Annotated in this window: 15 protein-coding genes; 6 read left to right on the forward strand and 9 right to left on the reverse strand. The window is 62.8% G+C overall.

Annotation, left to right across the window (positions count from 1 at the left end; genetic code table 11):
* Nucleotides 1-65: 65 nt before the first annotated feature.
* Entirely contained in the window at nucleotides 66-1,775 is a 1,710-nt protein-coding gene (locus EEB12_RS03775; protein ID WP_020907273.1) for a DAK2 domain-containing protein, read from the reverse strand.
* 333 nt (nucleotides 1,776-2,108) lie between these two features.
* Here EEB12_RS03775 and rpmB point away from each other — a divergent pair, with 333 nt between their 5' ends.
* Both rpmB and EEB12_RS03785 read left to right on the forward strand, forming a co-directional pair.
* A complete protein-coding gene (rpmB, locus tag EEB12_RS03780; RefSeq protein ID WP_003942669.1) occupies nucleotides 2,109-2,300 on the forward strand; it encodes a 50S ribosomal protein L28 in 192 nt (63 codons plus the stop codon).
* 131 nt (nucleotides 2,301-2,431) lie between these two features.
* Nucleotides 2,432-3,226 carry an enoyl-CoA hydratase-related protein gene (locus EEB12_RS03785; protein WP_019747947.1) on the forward strand — a complete coding sequence of 265 codons (795 nt, stop codon included), beginning with the start codon at nucleotides 2,432-2,434 and terminating at the stop codon, nucleotides 3,224-3,226.
* Nucleotides 3,227-3,292: 66 nt separating this feature from the next.
* Here the strand turns inward: EEB12_RS03785 and EEB12_RS03790 are convergent, their stop codons facing one another.
* From EEB12_RS03790 to EEB12_RS03800, 3 genes are read right to left on the reverse strand one after another with little or no spacing between them, the layout of a single operon-like run.
* Complete coding sequence (locus EEB12_RS03790) at nucleotides 3,293-3,964, reverse strand: uracil-DNA glycosylase (protein WP_020907272.1); 672 nt, start codon at nucleotides 3,962-3,964, stop codon at nucleotides 3,293-3,295.
* Nucleotides 3,964-4,485, reverse strand: coding sequence for a gamma carbonic anhydrase family protein (locus EEB12_RS03795; RefSeq protein WP_007729328.1), 522 nt, complete (start codon nucleotides 4,483-4,485; stop codon nucleotides 3,964-3,966). Before EEB12_RS03795 ends, EEB12_RS03790 begins: the two co-directional genes overlap by 1 nt.
* 9 nt (nucleotides 4,486-4,494) lie before the next feature.
* Nucleotides 4,495-5,496 carry a thiamine-phosphate kinase gene (locus tag EEB12_RS03800; protein ID WP_141487860.1) on the reverse strand — a complete coding sequence of 334 codons (1,002 nt, stop codon included), beginning with the start codon at nucleotides 5,494-5,496 and terminating at the stop codon, nucleotides 4,495-4,497.
* Between the two features lie 89 nt (nucleotides 5,497-5,585).
* Between EEB12_RS03800 and EEB12_RS03805 the strand changes: the two genes are divergently transcribed.
* A complete protein-coding gene (locus EEB12_RS03805; protein ID WP_141487421.1) occupies nucleotides 5,586-6,278 on the forward strand; it encodes a DUF3515 domain-containing protein in 693 nt (230 codons plus the stop codon).
* Here the strand turns inward: EEB12_RS03805 and EEB12_RS03810 are convergent, their stop codons facing one another.
* The 3 genes from EEB12_RS03810 to EEB12_RS03820 all read right to left on the reverse strand — a co-directional run bounded on the left by EEB12_RS03810 (nucleotide 6,279) and on the right by EEB12_RS03820 (nucleotide 9,604).
* Nucleotides 6,279-7,385, reverse strand: a complete 1,107-nt coding sequence (locus tag EEB12_RS03810) for a D-alanine--D-alanine ligase family protein (RefSeq protein WP_024487352.1) — start codon at nucleotides 7,383-7,385, stop codon at nucleotides 6,279-6,281.
* A gap of 72 nt (nucleotides 7,386-7,457) precedes the next feature.
* The gene (locus EEB12_RS03815; protein ID WP_141487422.1) at nucleotides 7,458-8,609 is read right to left on the reverse strand and encodes a cystathionine gamma-lyase; all 1,152 of its coding nucleotides are present in this window, start codon (nucleotides 8,607-8,609) and stop codon (nucleotides 7,458-7,460) included.
* Nucleotides 8,606-9,604 (reverse strand): NAD(P)H-dependent glycerol-3-phosphate dehydrogenase, encoded by a 999-nt coding sequence (locus tag EEB12_RS03820; RefSeq protein WP_019747941.1) that lies wholly within the window; start codon nucleotides 9,602-9,604, stop codon nucleotides 8,606-8,608. Before EEB12_RS03820 ends, EEB12_RS03815 begins: the two co-directional genes overlap by 4 nt.
* A gap of 126 nt (nucleotides 9,605-9,730) precedes the next feature.
* Here EEB12_RS03820 and cofC point away from each other — a divergent pair, with 126 nt between their 5' ends.
* Genes cofC through EEB12_RS03835 form a run of 3 tightly spaced genes read left to right on the forward strand, consistent with a single transcriptional unit; the run spans nucleotide 9,731 to nucleotide 13,719 of the window.
* Nucleotides 9,731-10,480, forward strand: a complete 750-nt coding sequence (gene cofC, locus EEB12_RS03825; protein ID WP_141487423.1) for a 2-phospho-L-lactate guanylyltransferase — start codon at nucleotides 9,731-9,733, stop codon at nucleotides 10,478-10,480.
* Between the two features lie 51 nt (nucleotides 10,481-10,531).
* Nucleotides 10,532-12,775, forward strand: coding sequence for an RNA degradosome polyphosphate kinase (locus EEB12_RS03830; RefSeq protein WP_003942685.1), 2,244 nt, complete (start codon nucleotides 10,532-10,534; stop codon nucleotides 12,773-12,775).
* A 17-nt stretch (nucleotides 12,776-12,792) separates the two neighbouring features.
* Nucleotides 12,793-13,719 (forward strand): bifunctional NUDIX hydrolase/histidine phosphatase family protein, encoded by a 927-nt coding sequence (locus EEB12_RS03835; RefSeq protein ID WP_019747939.1) that lies wholly within the window; start codon nucleotides 12,793-12,795, stop codon nucleotides 13,717-13,719.
* Between the two features lie 165 nt (nucleotides 13,720-13,884).
* Here EEB12_RS03835 and EEB12_RS03840 read toward each other — a convergent pair whose 3' ends face one another.
* Both EEB12_RS03840 and leuD read right to left on the reverse strand, forming a co-directional pair.
* Nucleotides 13,885-14,514 carry an HU family DNA-binding protein gene (locus EEB12_RS03840; RefSeq protein WP_019747938.1) on the reverse strand — a complete coding sequence of 210 codons (630 nt, stop codon included), beginning with the start codon at nucleotides 14,512-14,514 and terminating at the stop codon, nucleotides 13,885-13,887.
* A 157-nt stretch (nucleotides 14,515-14,671) separates the two neighbouring features.
* Complete coding sequence (leuD, locus tag EEB12_RS03845; protein ID WP_019747937.1) at nucleotides 14,672-15,280, reverse strand: 3-isopropylmalate dehydratase small subunit; 609 nt, start codon at nucleotides 15,278-15,280, stop codon at nucleotides 14,672-14,674.
* Between the last annotated feature and the right edge of the window lie 27 nt (nucleotides 15,281-15,307).

Genomic DNA, 15,307 nt, shown 5'->3' on the forward strand with positions numbered 1-15,307 from the left:
CCAGCACAGTGTCGCGGTAAGCACATGTGTTCGTATATCAGTAGTCACCGACAGACCCGATTCGATCACTCCACACCCAACTGGAACAGGTCACCCGGCTGATCACCCTGATAGACGAGCACGTCGACGCCCGGATGGTGCGCGATGACGTGCGCCTCGAGCTGCCCGGCCAGGTCGTCCGGCGCGTCGGCGCCCATGAGTAGGGTCACGAGTTCGCCACCGGATCCGAGCGCGAGGTCGACCAGTCGCGCACTCGACTCCGCGACGTCGGGACCGATGAGCACCACCTCGTGCCCCATCAGACCGATCGCGTCACCCGGATCACACGTCCCGACGTACGTCAGCGAACGCTCGACCGCAATTCGCAATGATCCCCAGCGCGTCGCAGCCGCCGCCTCGGACATCGTGAAGCCGTCGTCGGCGACGTTGCGTTGAGCGTCGTGAACGGCAAGTGCGGCCAAGCCCTGAACCATCGACGATGTCGACAGCAGCAGGACCTGGTGAAGCGGATCGCGTGCAGCGGCACTGACTGCGACCAGTTCCTGAGCCGTCAAGGCTCCGTTCGGCAGCACCAGAACTTCACTTCGCTCCATCTGACGAATGCGGCCGAGCAGTTGCGCACGTGTCACCGGCGCGTCGTCGCACCGAAGAACCGTCGCGCCCTCACTCTCGAACAACGCCGCCGCACTCTCACCGGCGACGACGGCCAGAACGCCGCGGGCACCGGCACCCGGGAATCGCCTCTCCGCCCGTGCCACCAACTGGTCGCGTTCGTCGACGAGAAAACTGCTGATGCGAATACCGTGGACCTTCCCGGCTTCGAGGCCGGCTTCCACGGCTGCACCGGCATCGCAGCAATGCACGTGCACCGACCAGCCACCGAAGCCGTCGCTGACGATGACCGTCGAATCTCCGAGGACGGACAGTCGCGTGCGCAGCGCCGTCATGCGATCGTCGTCCGAGTCGTCGACGAGGTACATGACCTCGAAATCCTGTTCCGAGTGATCACCACATTCGATCGGGCTCTTGTGAGCCCAATCGTGATCGAATGCGCTGACGTCGACAACTGCGCTCGACCTCGGGTCCGGCGTCCCCAGATCCTCGCGAACCTGCGACTTCCCGGTCACCACCTCGACAAAAGCGTCGAGGATCAGAACCAGACCGAATCCCCCGGCATCGACCACCCCGGCCGACGCCAGAACGTCCAGTTGCTCCGGGGTCTTGTTCAGCGCGATCGCAGCCGCATCGGCAGCGGCGGCAACCACGGAAGCAAGGTCCTCGCCGCTCGGCGTCTTGGTGTCGACGCACTCCTGCGCTGCCTCACCCGACGCGCGCAGAACCGTGACGATGGTGCCTTCCACCAGATCGGAGACAGCCCGAGAAGCCAGTCCCGTCGCCGTGGTCAGTGAGTTCGCAAAGCTCCGGCCGTCGATGTGCTCGCCTTGAACGCTCTCCGCGATACCCCGGATCACCTGGGAGAGGATCACTCCGGAATTACCGCGTGCACCGGACACTGCGCCCCGAGCCAGCGCGTTGGCGACGCGGCCGGCACTGCGGACGTCGTCCTCGATCGTCTCGGCGGAATCGAGCGCGGCCCGCATCGTGAACAACAGGTTGGTGCCGGTATCCGAATCAGGGATGGGAAAGACGTTGAGGCTGTTGATCTCTCCGCGACGTTTCTGGAGGCTGTCGACCGCCCGGCGGGCCCAGCGCCGCAGCAGATGTCCGTCCGCGACGGATTCCGCTTCTTCGGCGACGCGTTGCACTTCCCCCACTGACGGTTCCCCTCGACGATGGAAAGACTGACGATGAAAAAGAGATCGGTGATCGGTGCAGTCGAGGGTAGTCCGACGCTTCTGCGCAACCGTCATTACCGGGCGGTTTGGCCATTCGGGCCGGAAGCGGTTACTCTTACACGGTTGCCTCGAACGGGCTACACGAAATAATGCTGCACTTTGTTTGTTGCTGATTGACTGTTTTCACGTTCGACTGCACAGTGAGCGGTCAAGGATCGGTTCGAAGTCGAGTATATTCGGATTGTAATTCTGGCTGCCCTACCGTGTAGGGTAACCACTTCAATATTCATTTCTAACAAGGAGTTCGCGACTATGGCTGCCGTCTGCGACGTATGCGCCAAGGGGCCCGGCTTCGGTAAGTCGGTCTCGCACTCGCACCGGCGTACCAATCGTCGCTGGAACCCGAACATTCAGTCTGTTCGTACCGAGGTTGCCCCGGGTAACACCCGTAAGGTCAACGTGTGCACCTCCTGCCTGAAGGCAGGCAAGGTCGCTCGGGGCTGATTGCCCGAGCACAAACTATTGCAGGCTCTGCCCCCGTCACTTCGGTGACGGGGGCAGAGCTGTTTCTATGTGGCTGTATCTATGTGTCCCCGTGTTTCGTATGGCTGTCCGACACCCGTAATGTGCGTTGAGTGACTTCCATCGATGACCTGAGCAAAGTGACCCTCGACGAGGGCGTACTCCGCATCACCATTTCCACCGCCGCCAACGGCACCTCCCTCGACGACGAAGGACTGGTTCAGGGCGCGCAGGCGCTCGAGACAGTCGGAAACGACATCGGGAGCATCCTTCTGGTCGGCGAAGGCGCAAACTTCTGCGCCGGAGGCAACGTCCGCGCGTTCGCGGCCGCCCCCGACCGCGGCGAGTACGTCGCCGAGGTTGCCCGTGTCTTCCACGTGTTCGTTCGCGCGCTCGACGCCGCGACCGCTCCAGTGGTGGCCGGGGTCCACGGATGGGCTGCCGGCGCCGGAATGAGCCTGGTCTGCCTCGCCGACGTCGCAATCGGCGGCACCGGCACCAAGCTCCGCCCCGCGTACCCCTCCATCGGTTTCACCCCGGACGGCGGAATGTCGTGGACACTCCCCCGCATCGTCGGCGTGGCACGCGCTCGCGAGATTCTTCTCAACGATTCGGTGATCGGTGGCGACGAAGCCGTCCGGCTGGGGATCCTCACCCGCCTCGTCGGCGACGACGAGGTCCAGGAAGAGGCAGCTCGCCTCGCCCGCGCTTTGGCCAACGGACCGAGTACGTCGTACTCGGGAATCAAAGCACTGCTGCGTTCGTCGCGGACGAACTCGCTCGCCGAGCAACTCGACGCCGAGGCTGCGTCCATCGCCCTCGCGGCGAACAGCCCGATCGGGCGCGAGGGTGTCGACGCATTCGTCGACAAGCGTCGCCCCGATTTCACTTCCGCAAAGCAGGCCTAGTCAGCTGGCATGCCGAATGTCGTGTCACGACGTTCGGCATGCCAGGTGAGTGCAGGCGCAGTTCGATCAGCCCAGATTCCAGTCGACCGGGTCGGCCCCGAGTCCGGTCAAGAGTTCGTTCGCACGACTGAACGGGCGCGAACCGAAGAAGCCGCGCGAAGCCGAAAGCGGTGACGGGTGCGCTGATTCGATGATCGGTGTGTCGCCCAGCATCGGCGCGAGAGTGGCCGCGTCACGACCCCACAAGATCGCCACCATCGGTGACGACCGCGCCACCAAAGCGCGGATAGCCTGCTCGGTCACCGGCTCCCAGCCCTTCTTACGATGAGAAGCGGCTTGACCCGGCTGCACGGTGAGTACGCGATTGAGAAGCAGCACACCTTGTTTCGACCACGGCGTCAGATCGCCGTTCGGCGGTATCGGCAACCCGAGATCCTGGTGATACTCCTTGTAGATATTACCGAGACTTCGTGGAACCGGCCGCACGTCCGGGGCAACCGAAAAGCTCAACCCGACAGCATGACCGGGCGTCGGATAGGGATCTTGACCGACGATGAGCACCCGAACGTCGTCGAACGGGTTCGTGAATGCACGCAAGACGTTCTCTCCCGCAGGCAGATACTCCCGTCCCGCAGCGATCTCTTCGCGCAAGAACTTACCCATCGCGGAGATCTGCTCCGAGACCGGTTCGAGTGCCCGCGCCCACCCTGGATCGACGATCTCTGCAAGCGGCGCCATCAGTCGAGCCTGCGCAACGCGTCGCGGTAGTACGCCGCATTGGCTGCGTACATCTTGACGTTTCCGTCGAGGTGGCCGAGCGGAACTTCGTATCCCGCACGGACCTTGGCGGGCACACCGAGTGCCATGCTGCGCGGGGGAACTTGCATCTTGTTGGCCACCACCGCACCCGCGGCGACGATCGACCCCGTCCCGATCACCGTTCCGTTGAGAACCACGGATCCCGATGCGATCAGGCAGTGGTCCTCGATGGTCGACCCCTCGATGTGCGCGTTGTGGCCCACGACGCAACCGGAACCGATGACAGTCGCATCGATGGCGGTGCAATGGATGACAGTTCCGTCCTGGATGTTGGATCCGATTCCCACCGAAATGGTTCCGTAGTCACCACGCAATACCGCCTGCGGCCAGATCGAGGTGCCTGCCGCGAGAGTCACGGCGCCGATCACCACTGCGTCCGGGTGAACGTATGCGTCCGGATGAATGTCCGGAACTCTGTCTCCAAGTGCATATACAGCCATGAAAGCAACCTATACCGCGGTGGTGCCGGTGGTCGAAAAGCTGTGCCAGCCCCCACCGCTCTCACGAGGCGAACCGTCGACGCTCACGCCGGAACCGGCCGCAACCTCACCGATCACAGTCCAACCCGACGGAATCTCGACCTCAGGCCCGAAAGTTGCTGCAAATCCGTGATCTTCACCACCGGAGAGGATCCAGTCCAGCGGATCGACGTCGAGCGCCTCGGCCACCGATGCGACATCGGGTGAGGTGGGAACCGCGGCCGAGACGATGTCGAACCGCACGTGCGAGGCCTCTGCGAGATGTCGAAGGTCCGCGATCAATCCGTCGGATACGTCCGTCATGGAATGTGCTGATTCTGCGGCATCCCATGCCGATTGATACGGCGGATTCGGAACACGATGAGAGGCAAGCAAGTCTGGAAAGCTTTCGGCCTCGTCGAGCAATACGGCTTCGTCGAGCAGTAGTGCCAACCCTGCTGCCGAGCAACCGAACAACCCGGCGACCGCGATCTTGTCACCGATCTTTGCTCCCGAACGCAGAACTGCCGGACGGCCACCGAGATCGCCGAGCACGGTCACCGACACCACGACCACCGGTGACTGGACCAGGTCACCGCCGACCACACCGGCCCCCAGATCAGTTGCCGCGTCCCAGATTCCCGCGGAGATTGCGTCGATCACGTCGACCGGAGTCGAAGGCGGGCATCCCAGAGACACGGTGAATGCCGTCGGCCGCGCTCCCATCGAGACGACATCCGCAGCGTTCTGTGCCACTGCCTTTCGGCCGATGTCGCGTGGCGAAGACCAATCCATTCGGAAATGCCGACCTTCGACCAGCATGTCGGACGAGACAACCACACGGCCGTCTCCGGACGTCACGATCGCGGCATCGTCACCCGGCCCCAATTCGGTGGTGACCGGTTGGATTCGGCCGACCAGAGATCGCGCGATCACGTCGAACTCCCCCACCTGTTCAACAGTGTGCTCTGACCCGAACTCCGATGATGCGATGAGTGTCTCCAATGCCGACGCAATTCGCTCGTAAGCGGCCTGCGGTACCTTCTAGCTGTGGTCGTGAATGCTTCTGCAAGCTCACGCGTGTGTCGGCAATCCTACCGATTCACCGACGTGCCCTCAGAAGTGACAAGGCCGCTGATCGACTGGACCAGGACCCGAGCGAAGAACTGAGCATGGCAGAAAACACCTCCACCGCAGACAACGCCGACATCGACCCCGATAGCGACGACGATCCGTCCGAGCGCCGCAGTCCGGCGCTGATCGCCACCGCCATCGCGCTCCCGGTAGCCCTGATCGTCGGAGTGGTGATCGCGGCCGTCGTAGCGGGAAACAACCCTGAACTCTCGCCGGTAGCGCTGGGACCCGTACCGGCACCGGCAGCGGAGTCGGAGGCCTGCGTTTCCCTCCTCGGTGCGCTCCCCGACAAGATCGACGACTTCACGAAAGCCGAGTTGGTTGACCCCGCTCCGGCTGGAGCGGCAGCTTGGCAGCGCAGCGAAGGTGAGCCGATCGTGTTGCGCTGCGGGCTCGACCGTCCGACCGAGTTCGACCAGGCTGCAGCACTACAGGTTGTGAACGGTGTCCAATGGTTCCAGGTCTCGGGAACCGACGTCGGTCTGGCTGCGAGCACTTGGTTTGCCGTAGACCGCGGTGAGTACATCGGTATCACGATCCCCGACGGGACCGGCCCGACGCCGATTCAGGAGATCTCCGACACCATCACGGCGACTCTCGAACAGAAGCCCCTCGACCCGGCGCCGGTCGCGGTTCCCTGATCAGCGAAGTCCGGTACCGCGAGCGATGGCGGTGTCGACCAGTGTCGAAATCAAAGTGCGGTAATCGATTCCGGTGGCGTTCCACATCTTCGGATACATCGAGATGGAAGTGAACCCGGGCATCGTGTTGATCTCGTTGATCACCGGGCCGTCAGCCGTGACGAAGAAATCGACTCGCGAGAGTCCCTGGCAATCGAGTGCCTTGAACGCGCGGACTGCAAGCTCCCTGATCTGGTCGCTCACCGACTCGTCGAGTTTCGCGGGGATGTCGAATTCGCAGACGTCGTCGAGGTACTTGGTGTCGAAGTCGTAGAACGCGTCCGAATCGGTGTCGGAATCCGGCATCCGGATCTCAGCGACCACACTCGCCTTGACGTCACCGTTCGGGAATTCGAGGACGCCGCATTCCACCTCACGGCCGATGATCGCGCCTTCGACGATCACCTTGGGATCGTGCAGGCGCGCATGAGCGATCGCCCCGTCCAGACCGTCCCAATTGCTCACCCGGGTGATGCCGATGGACGAACCACCACGAGCGGGCTTCACGAACACGGGAAGGCCCAACTCCGCCTTCTGCTCTTCGGTCAGCGTTGCGATTCCCGGTCGAAGCACGACCTGCACTCCGACGGGAAGTCCTTCAGCGGCAAGAAGCTTCTTCGTGAACTCTTTGTCCATGCCGGCGGCGCTGGCCAGGACTCCTGGTCCGACATACGGAACCCCGGCAAGTTCGAGCAATCCCTGAATGGTGCCGTCTTCGCCGTAAGCCCCATGCAGAACGGGGAAAACGACGTCGACCGACGCGAGCACAGCACCGGCGTCGGAGCCGTCGAAGGAGATGACCTCGCCCTCGCGGGTGGGGTCCGCGCTGAGGACCACCGACGTTCCGTCTTTGTCGACCGACGGCAACGCGCGCCCGCTGATCGCGAGGGAGCTGGGGTCGCTCGACCCGAGGACCCAGGAACCGTCGACTGTGATGCCGATCGGTACGACGTCGTACCGATCCGGGTCGAGGTTGCTCAGGACGCTTCCGGCGGAAACACAGGACACTGAATGCTCATTGCTCCGGCCACCGAAGATCACGGCCACGCGGGTACGGCTGCTGTTCACGCGTCAAACCGTACCGCCGAATCGACTTCGGCACGCGATCGGGCCGGGCCGGAAATCATCGACGTGGTCCGCTCACGCGTCGAGCGCGCGCTCGATGTCGGCCAGGAGATCGGCGGTGTCCTCGATGCCACAAGCGATTCGGACAAAACCCGCACTGACCGGATCGCCCCAGCGCGCACGACGATCCGCCGTCGTGTGGATCCCACCGAAGCTGGTGGCGGCCGTGACGAGATTGCTCGCTTCGACGAACGAGTGGAATGCTTGAGCCGAATCCAACTCGACGCTCACCAATCCGCCGAATCGTTTCATCTGACCGGATGCCGTTGTGTAGGACGGGTCACCGCGAAGGCCGGGATAACGAACGGACCGGACCGCTTTGTGTCCAGCCAACATCTCTGCCAGGGCCAGCGCGTTGTCGCACTGACGCCCGAATCGCAGGCCTGCCGTGCCGAGACTCCGGTGCGCAAGCCACGTCTCGAAGGGGCCGAGCACTGTTCCCGAAAGAAGTCGCTCACGCTCGATCCGCTGACTCACCGCCGCATCGCAAGTAGCGACGTAACCCATCAGGAGGTCACTGTGCCCGCTGAGTGCCTTGGTACCGCTGGCCACCACGACGTCGGCACCCAATTCGAGCGGGCGCTGCCCCAGCGGTGTCGCAGTCGTGTTGTCGACGATCAGCAGCGCGCCCGATCGGTGACACACGTCGGCGAGCACGCGAAGGTCGACCACGTCCAGCACCGGGTTGGACGGCGTCTCGGCGACGACGACCACGCGACCCGGTGACGCGTCGAGCAGATCCGCGAAGCTCGCGTCGCCCATCTGCAGGGTCGAGACTTCGCGAACGGTGATTCCCAACGGAGCCAGACGTTCGTTCGCGTACAACCGCACCTGGTAGTACCCGTCCGAGGGCACGACGACGGTATCCCCGGCGACGAGCACGCTGCGCAAGGTCGCTGTGATCGCAGACATCCCCGACCCCATGACGAGTGCGTGGTCCGCTCCTTCGAGCGCCGCGAGCGCCGATTCGAGTCCACGCCAACCCGGGTTCGACGCTCGAGCATAGGTATCGGACTCGGAGCCTTCGTCCACCGAAAGTTGGTACGGCGCAGCAAATATCGGACCCAGCTGCATGGGCTGACCCGCAGCGTGTTCGCGCGCAACGGCGCTCACACTGCGCGTCGAATCCCCGTAACCCTCGAAATCACTCACACCGATTTCACTCATTCCGGCTTCGTCCGGCGTCCGAGCAACTGACCGATCGCATCGCTGACGGCCATGCCTTCGTGGCACACCCGATGGACCGCGTCGGTCAACGGCATCTCCACGTCGTAGCCGGCAGCGAGTGCGCGTACCGACGTACACGACTTCACGCCCTCGGCGACCTGACCGTTGGTTGCCTTCTGTGCCGACTCCATCGACCCGCCCCGTCCGAGTCGCTCTCCGAACGTCCGGTTTCGCGACAACTCGGACGTGCAGGTCGCGACCAGGTCACCGACGCCCGCCAAGCCTGCAAGCGTCGACGCCTTGGCGCCGAGCGCGACACCGAGCCGAATCGTCTCGGCGAGACCACGGGTGATGATGCTGGCAACCGTGTTGTCGCCGAATCCACTACCGGCGGCCATGCCGCAGGCCAGCGCGATCACGTTCTTGCACGCGCCACCGATCTCGCAACCGATGACGTCGGAGTTGGTGTACGGCCTGAAATAGCCGGTAGCGCAAGCATCCTGGAGAGCGAGGGCACGCGAGGAATCCGAGCAGGCGATCACCGTGGCCGCTGGCTGCCCGCTGGCGATCTCGTGTGCAAGATTCGGGCCCGAGAGCACCGCGACGCGCCCCGGTTCCACGCCGGTCACCGACACGATGACCTGGCTCATGCGCATGAGCGTCCCGGTCTCGATTCCCTTGGCCAGACTCAGCAGAGTCGCATCGGGTCCGATCGAGCCTTTCCACTGCTCCAGGTTTCCCCGTAGCGACTGCGAGGGAACCGCCAGCACGATGAAGTCAGCGCCTGCCATCGCCTCCTCGTGGTGATGGGTCGCGCGAATCGACGAAGGCAAAGCAATGCCTGGCAGATAGTCGCTGTTCTCGTGCGTGGTGTCGATGCGCTTCGCGACCTCTTCACGCCTGGCCCACATCGTCACGTCGGTTCCGGCCTCGGCCATCACCTTGGCCAACGCTGTTCCCCACGAACCTGCGCCCAATACAGCTGCCTTACTCACACGCTCACCCCGTCTACCCGGCGAAGCGGGTCGCCGCCAGAAAAATCGTCTGCACAGAGTATCGCCTGTGGTGCACTGCGGTGGGCAGCCGCGGACACCGAGCGTGATGACTGGCAAGATCGAGGGATGGACAGCGCGGAACCCCCGTACCCACACGTCGTGGAGACACCGCATGCGCGCACGGAGATCGAACGCCCCATGCATGCGATAGTGGCCGTCAAGTCCTTGAGATCGGCCAAGTCCCGGCTCGCGGGCGAACTCGACGCGGACGCGCGTGCAGACCTCGTGTTGGCCATGCTTCACGACACCCTCGCGACCGTTGCCGCCGTCTCTGCCATCGACACCGTCACAGTGGTCACCCCAGACCCGACCGTTGCCGCTCTTGCGTATTCCGTCGGCGTGACGGTCTACGCCGATCCAGCTCCCGACATCTCGCTGACCAACGGCGCCTCACCGCGCGCGGAGGAAACCCTCAACGCAGCGTTGAGTGCAGCGGCCGCCGATATCCGAGCCAAACGCGGAGTGGTCGACCTCGTTGTGCTGCAAGCCGACTTGCCCGCGATGCAACCGAGCGAACTGACGGAGGCCGTGGCCGCCGCCCGAAGCGGTGGACGTTCAGTCGTCGTCGATCACCACGGCACCGGCACTTCCGCATTGTTTGCGTGTGGCGAGAGTGCGCTCGACCCCCGATTCGGTCCGGAATCCGCACGGGGACATGCTAATTCAGGTGCTCGTCCACTCAACGGCCAATGGCCGGGACTGCGCACCGACGTCGATACCCACGCCGATCTCGACACCGTGCGCGCAATGGGAGTAGGCCCCGCGACATTGGCTTCGTTGACCAGACTCAAGGCCACGCCGTCGAACAGTCGATGAATTTTCTTTCATCGATTGTCGGACCGCGCGATTGTGGGGGATGATCGACGAGTGAGCAATGGCGAAGCACTCGAAAACCGTATTTCCGAAGACCAGTCGGACGGAGACCACAGCTCCGGCCGACACGAGAACGGCGCGGCCACCTCGCCGCGATCTCAGGCCGTCGCGGTCGCCACCAACATCCCGGGCGCTCCCCCAGCAGCTACCAAGGCAGAGCTACCCGAATTGCTCGTCGGACTTCCCGAGGATCGTTACCTAAACCGCGAACTCAGCTGGCTCGATTTCAATGCCCGTGTTCTCGCATTGGCTGCCGACGAGTCACTGCCGTTGCTCGAACGCGCAAAGTTCCTCGCCATCTTCGCTTCCAATCTCGACGAATTTTTCATGGTCCGGGTCGCCGGACTCAAGCGCCGCGACGAGACGGGACTGTCGGTCAGGTCCGCCGACGGCCTCTCCCCACGCGAACAATTGGCGCTCATTGCGCGTCGCACCCAGGAACTCGCCGACAAGCACGCACACGTGTTTCTCGACTCGGTCCGCCCTGCCCTGGCGGCAGAAGGCATTTCAATTGTTAGATGGGCCGACCTCAGCGCCGACGATCACGGCCGGCTATCGGCGCATTTCCACGAGCAGGTCTTCCCGGTACTGACGCCGTTGGCAGTCGATCACGCCCACCCGTTCCCCTACATCAGCGGACTGAGCCTCAACCTCGCCGTGACAGTGAAGGACTCCGTCACCCGCGGCGAACACTTCGCTCGAGTCAAGGTCCCCGACAACGTCGGCCGGTTCGTGCGAGTCAAGAGCACGACGTCTTCGTCCACCATCGATTCGTTCCTCCCGATGGAAGAACTGATTTCGGCTCATCTGGACGTGCTGTTCCCCGGAATGGAAATCGTCGAACATCACGCCTTCCGAATCACACGCAACGCCGATTTCGAGGTCGAAGAGGATCGGGACGAGGATCTGCTGCAGGCACTCGAACGTGAATTGGCGCGTCGTCGTTTCGGTTCGCCCGTTCGCCTCGAAGTTGCCGACGACATGACCGAGCACATGCTCGAACTGCTTCTGCGTGAACTCGACGTCGATCCGGCTGACGTGATCGAGGTTTCCGGGCTCCTCGACTTGTCCTGCCTCTGGCAGGTTTACGCCGTCGATCGCCCGGCGCTCAAGGACGCTCCGTTCGTCCCGGCGACGCATCCGGCGTTCGGCGAGCGTGAGACGCCGAAGAGTGTGTTCTCGACCCTGCGCGAGGGCGACGTGCTCGTCCACCACCCTTACGACTCGTTTTCCACCAGCGTTCAACGCTTCATCGAACAGGCCGCGGCCGACCCGCAGGTGCTCGCGATCAAGCAGACCCTGTACCGAACTTCGGGCGACTCCCCCATCGTCAACGCACTGATCGACGCCGCCGAGGCCGGCAAGCAAGTTGTTGCCCTCGTCGAGATCAAGGCGCGCTTCGACGAGCAGGCCAACATCAAGTGGGCACGCAAACTCGAGCAGGCCGGCGTTCACGTCGTCTACGGTCTCGTCGGTCTCAAGACTCACTGCAAGACCTGCCTCGTCGTCAGGCGCGAAGGTTCGACAATTCGTCGCTACTGCCACATCGGCACCGGCAACTACAACCCGAAGACCGCGCGCATGTACGAGGACGTCGGATTGCTCACCGCAGCACCGGAGATCGGTGCTGACCTCACCGACCTCTTCAACTCGCTGACCGGATACTCCCGAAAGACGAGCTACCGCAACCTTCTCGTTGCGCCGTACGGGGTTCGCCGCGGGATCATCGAGCGGATCGACAACGAGATCGCTCACAAGCTTGCAGGCCGCGATGCCGGTATCCGCTTGAAAGCCAACGCATTGGTCGACGAGCAGGTCATCGACGCGTTGTACCGCGCGTCCAAGGCCGGTATCCCCGTCGAGATCGTGGTCCGCGGAATCTGCGCGCTCAAGCCGGGTGTTCCGGGCCTCAGCGAAAACATCGAAGTACGTTCCATTCTCGGGCGGTTCCTCGAACACTCGCGAATGTTCCATTTCCGCTCGGCCGACGAATTCTGGATCGGCAGCGCAGACATGATGCACCGCAACCTCGATCGCCGCGTCGAGGTCATGGTGCAGGTCAAGGATCCGAAACTGTCGAAGCAACTCGGTGACATCTTCGATTCCGCTCTCGATCCGCGAACTCGCTGCTGGGTACTGCATCCGGACGGCAGTTGGGTCGCTGCACCCGAACGCGGTGAGGACGTACGTGAGCATCAACAGTCGTTGATGCGCAGCCGCACCGCCAGCGGGTCTTGACGGGCTCGGATCACACCATGAGCGACAAGCCGGTCAAAGCCAACATCTTTGCCGCAGGCGCGGTTCTGTGGCGGAAGGCTCCCCAGGATCCTTCCGCCATCGAGATCGCCGTCGTACATCGACCGAAGTACGACGACTGGTCATTCCCCAAAGGAAAGCTCGATCCAGGCGAGACCTTCTTGACCGCAGCAGTTCGCGAGGTCCGCGAAGAGACCTCGATCACCGGACGTTTCGGAAGGCACCTCGGTGGCGTGACGTACCCGATCCCGGGACATCGCAAACTCAAACGAGTCGAATACTGGTCGGCCGAAGCAGTCGACGGAGATTTCGGGCCGAATAACGAAGTAGATGTTCTCTATTGGCTTCCGGTCGCCGAAGTCGCCGATCATCTTTCCTACCCGATGGATCGAATGATTCTTCGCCGCTTCGTTTCCATTCGGCCTGACACGAAAACGGTATTACTCGTCCGCCACGCAAAGGCTGGAAGCCGTAAGCGGTACAAGGGCGACGACAATTTGCGTCCACTCGACGCCAAGGGCAAAGAACAATCCGCCGCCTTGGTCGAACAGCTGAAAATCTTCGGAGCCGATTCGGTTTTCGCGGCTGACCGTACGCGCTGCATCGACACCGTAATGCCGTTGGCGGAGGCATTGGGTGTCGAGATTTCGACGGAACCTCTTCTGACCGAAGAAGGTTACGAGGCCGATCCCGACGCCGCGCGGGCACGTGCGCTGCAGATAGCCGCACTGGAGGGCACTCCAGTGATCTGCAGCCAAGGAGGCGTCATCCCCGATTTGATGCGCTGGTGGGCTGATACGGCCGGTGTAACACTGCCCTCTGCACGCAACCGTAAGGCGAGCACTTGGGTGCTCTCGTTCCTCGACGGCCGTCTCGTCGCCGCCGATCACCTCGACAGCCCGCTCCCCAAAGTCGCCAACTCCTGAGGGATTTGGACCAACCGGCCCCAGCTCGATTCGGTAGTTTTGCAAAGCACTGAAACACAGGAGAATTCACACTTCTCCCAGACAGCAAAAAGAGGTGCAGCCGCGGATCAGATCCGCGGCTGCACCTCTTTGTCTTACGGCATCGGGTTTTTCACCCGAACGCGACTACTTTCCGCGCTTGGCCGGAGCCTTCTTGGCCGGAGCCTTCTTGGCTGCGGTCTTGGCCGGAGCCTTCTTGGCCGGAGCCTTCTTGGCCGGAGCCTTGGCTGCGGTCTTGGCCGGAGCCTTCTTGGCGGGAGCCTTGGTGGCAACCGTCTTCTTGGCTGCGGTCTTGGCCGGAGCCTTCTTGGCGGGAGCCTTCGCGGCAACCGTCTTCTTGGCTGCGGTCTTGGCCGGAGCCTTCTTTGCCGGAGCCTTCTTGGCTGCGGTCTTCTTGGCAGCAGCCTTCTTGGCTGCAGCCTTGGTGGCCGGTGCTGCTACGCCACGCTTGACTGCCGGGCCGGTGGCCGGAAGCTTCTGTCCACCAGCGATAACAGCCTTGAACTGCGCACCCGGACGGAAAGCCGGAACCGACGTCGGCTTGACCTTGACGGTCTCGCCCGTACGCGGGTTGCGTGCAACACGTGCTGCACGACGACGCTGCTCGAAGACTCCGAAGCCGGTGATGGTCACGCTCTCGCCACGGTGGACGGCGCGGACGATGGTGTCCACGACGTGCTCCACTGCGTCGGTCGCTGTGCGCCTGTCCGAACCCAGCTTTTCAGTCAGAACATCGATGAGCTCTGCCTTGTTCATTGAAATTCCTCCGCTAATTGTGGTCCACCGTCGGACCGACTGAGAACCACGGTAAACCTGATAACGGCAAGAGTCTATGTGCCACGCCAATTCTCATTCAACGTGACTGCGAAATGGTGACCTATTTCTCTTCCCGCGCGGAGTTGCGGATTTCGGTTCAGCCCTGCGAAATTCGGGCTGGAAGGGTAGTCGGTTTCCATGAAGGCCTTGACTTTTCGAACTCGGAAATCGCTTCTACCTGCCGCAATGTCAGTCCGATGTCGTCGAGACCCTCCAGCAGACGCCACCGTGTGTAGTCGTCAATATTGAACGGCACCACCGTAGTTCCGGCGCTCACGGTCCGATTCTCGAGATCTACTGTCAATTCCAGTCCGGGCTGCTCTTCGAGCAACTTCCAGAGCAATTCGACGTCACTCTGCTCGACCTGTGCCGCTACGAGACCGGCTTTTCCGGCGTTCCCGCGGAAGATGTCGGCGAACCGGGAAGCGATGACGACCCGAAATCCGAAGTCGGAGAGAGCCCACACGGCATGCTCACGCGAAGAGCCCGTGCCGAAATCGGGACCGGCTACGAGGACACTTCCCTTGTCGTACGGAGCCAGATTGAGAATGAAGTTGGGGTCGGTGCGCCAGCCTGCAAACAGCCCGTCCTCGAATCCCGTGCGCGTCACCCGTTTCAGGTACACGGCAGGGATGATCTGATCGGTATCGACATTCGAGCGTCGCAGCGGGACGCCGATACCCTTGTGCGTGGTAAAGGATTCCATCGAAATTCTCCTCGAGATGGTAAGTGG

The sequence above is a fragment of the Rhodococcus sp. WS1 genome (assembly GCF_003797745.1).
In the GTDB taxonomy this organism is placed as follows: Bacteria; Actinomycetota; Actinomycetes; order Mycobacteriales; family Mycobacteriaceae; genus Rhodococcus_F; species Rhodococcus_F erythropolis.

Bases quoted from the DNA above. Each gene is read 5' to 3' on its own strand.
- rpmB (WP_003942669.1), top strand. From the start codon at position 2,109: ATGGCTGCCGTCTGCGACGTATGCGCCAAGGGGCCCGGCTTCGGTAAG.
- EEB12_RS03790 (WP_020907272.1), bottom strand. From the start codon at position 3,964: ATGGCGCCGCTTGCAGAGATCGTCGATCCAGGGTGGGCGCGGGCACTC.
- EEB12_RS03795 (WP_007729328.1), bottom strand. From the start codon at position 4,485: ATGGCTGTATATGCACTTGGAGACAGAGTTCCGGACATTCATCCGGAC.
- EEB12_RS03815 (WP_141487422.1), bottom strand. From the start codon at position 8,609: ATGAGTGAAATCGGTGTGAGTGATTTCGAGGGTTACGGGGATTCGACG.
- cofC (WP_141487423.1), top strand. From the start codon at position 9,731: ATGGACAGCGCGGAACCCCCGTACCCACACGTCGTGGAGACACCGCAT.
- EEB12_RS03835 (WP_019747939.1), top strand. From the start codon at position 12,793: ATGAGCGACAAGCCGGTCAAAGCCAACATCTTTGCCGCAGGCGCGGTT.
- EEB12_RS03840 (WP_019747938.1), bottom strand. From the start codon at position 14,514: ATGAACAAGGCAGAGCTCATCGATGTTCTGACTGAAAAGCTGGGTTCG.
- leuD (WP_019747937.1), bottom strand. From the start codon at position 15,280: ATGGAATCCTTTACCACGCACAAGGGTATCGGCGTCCCGCTGCGACGC.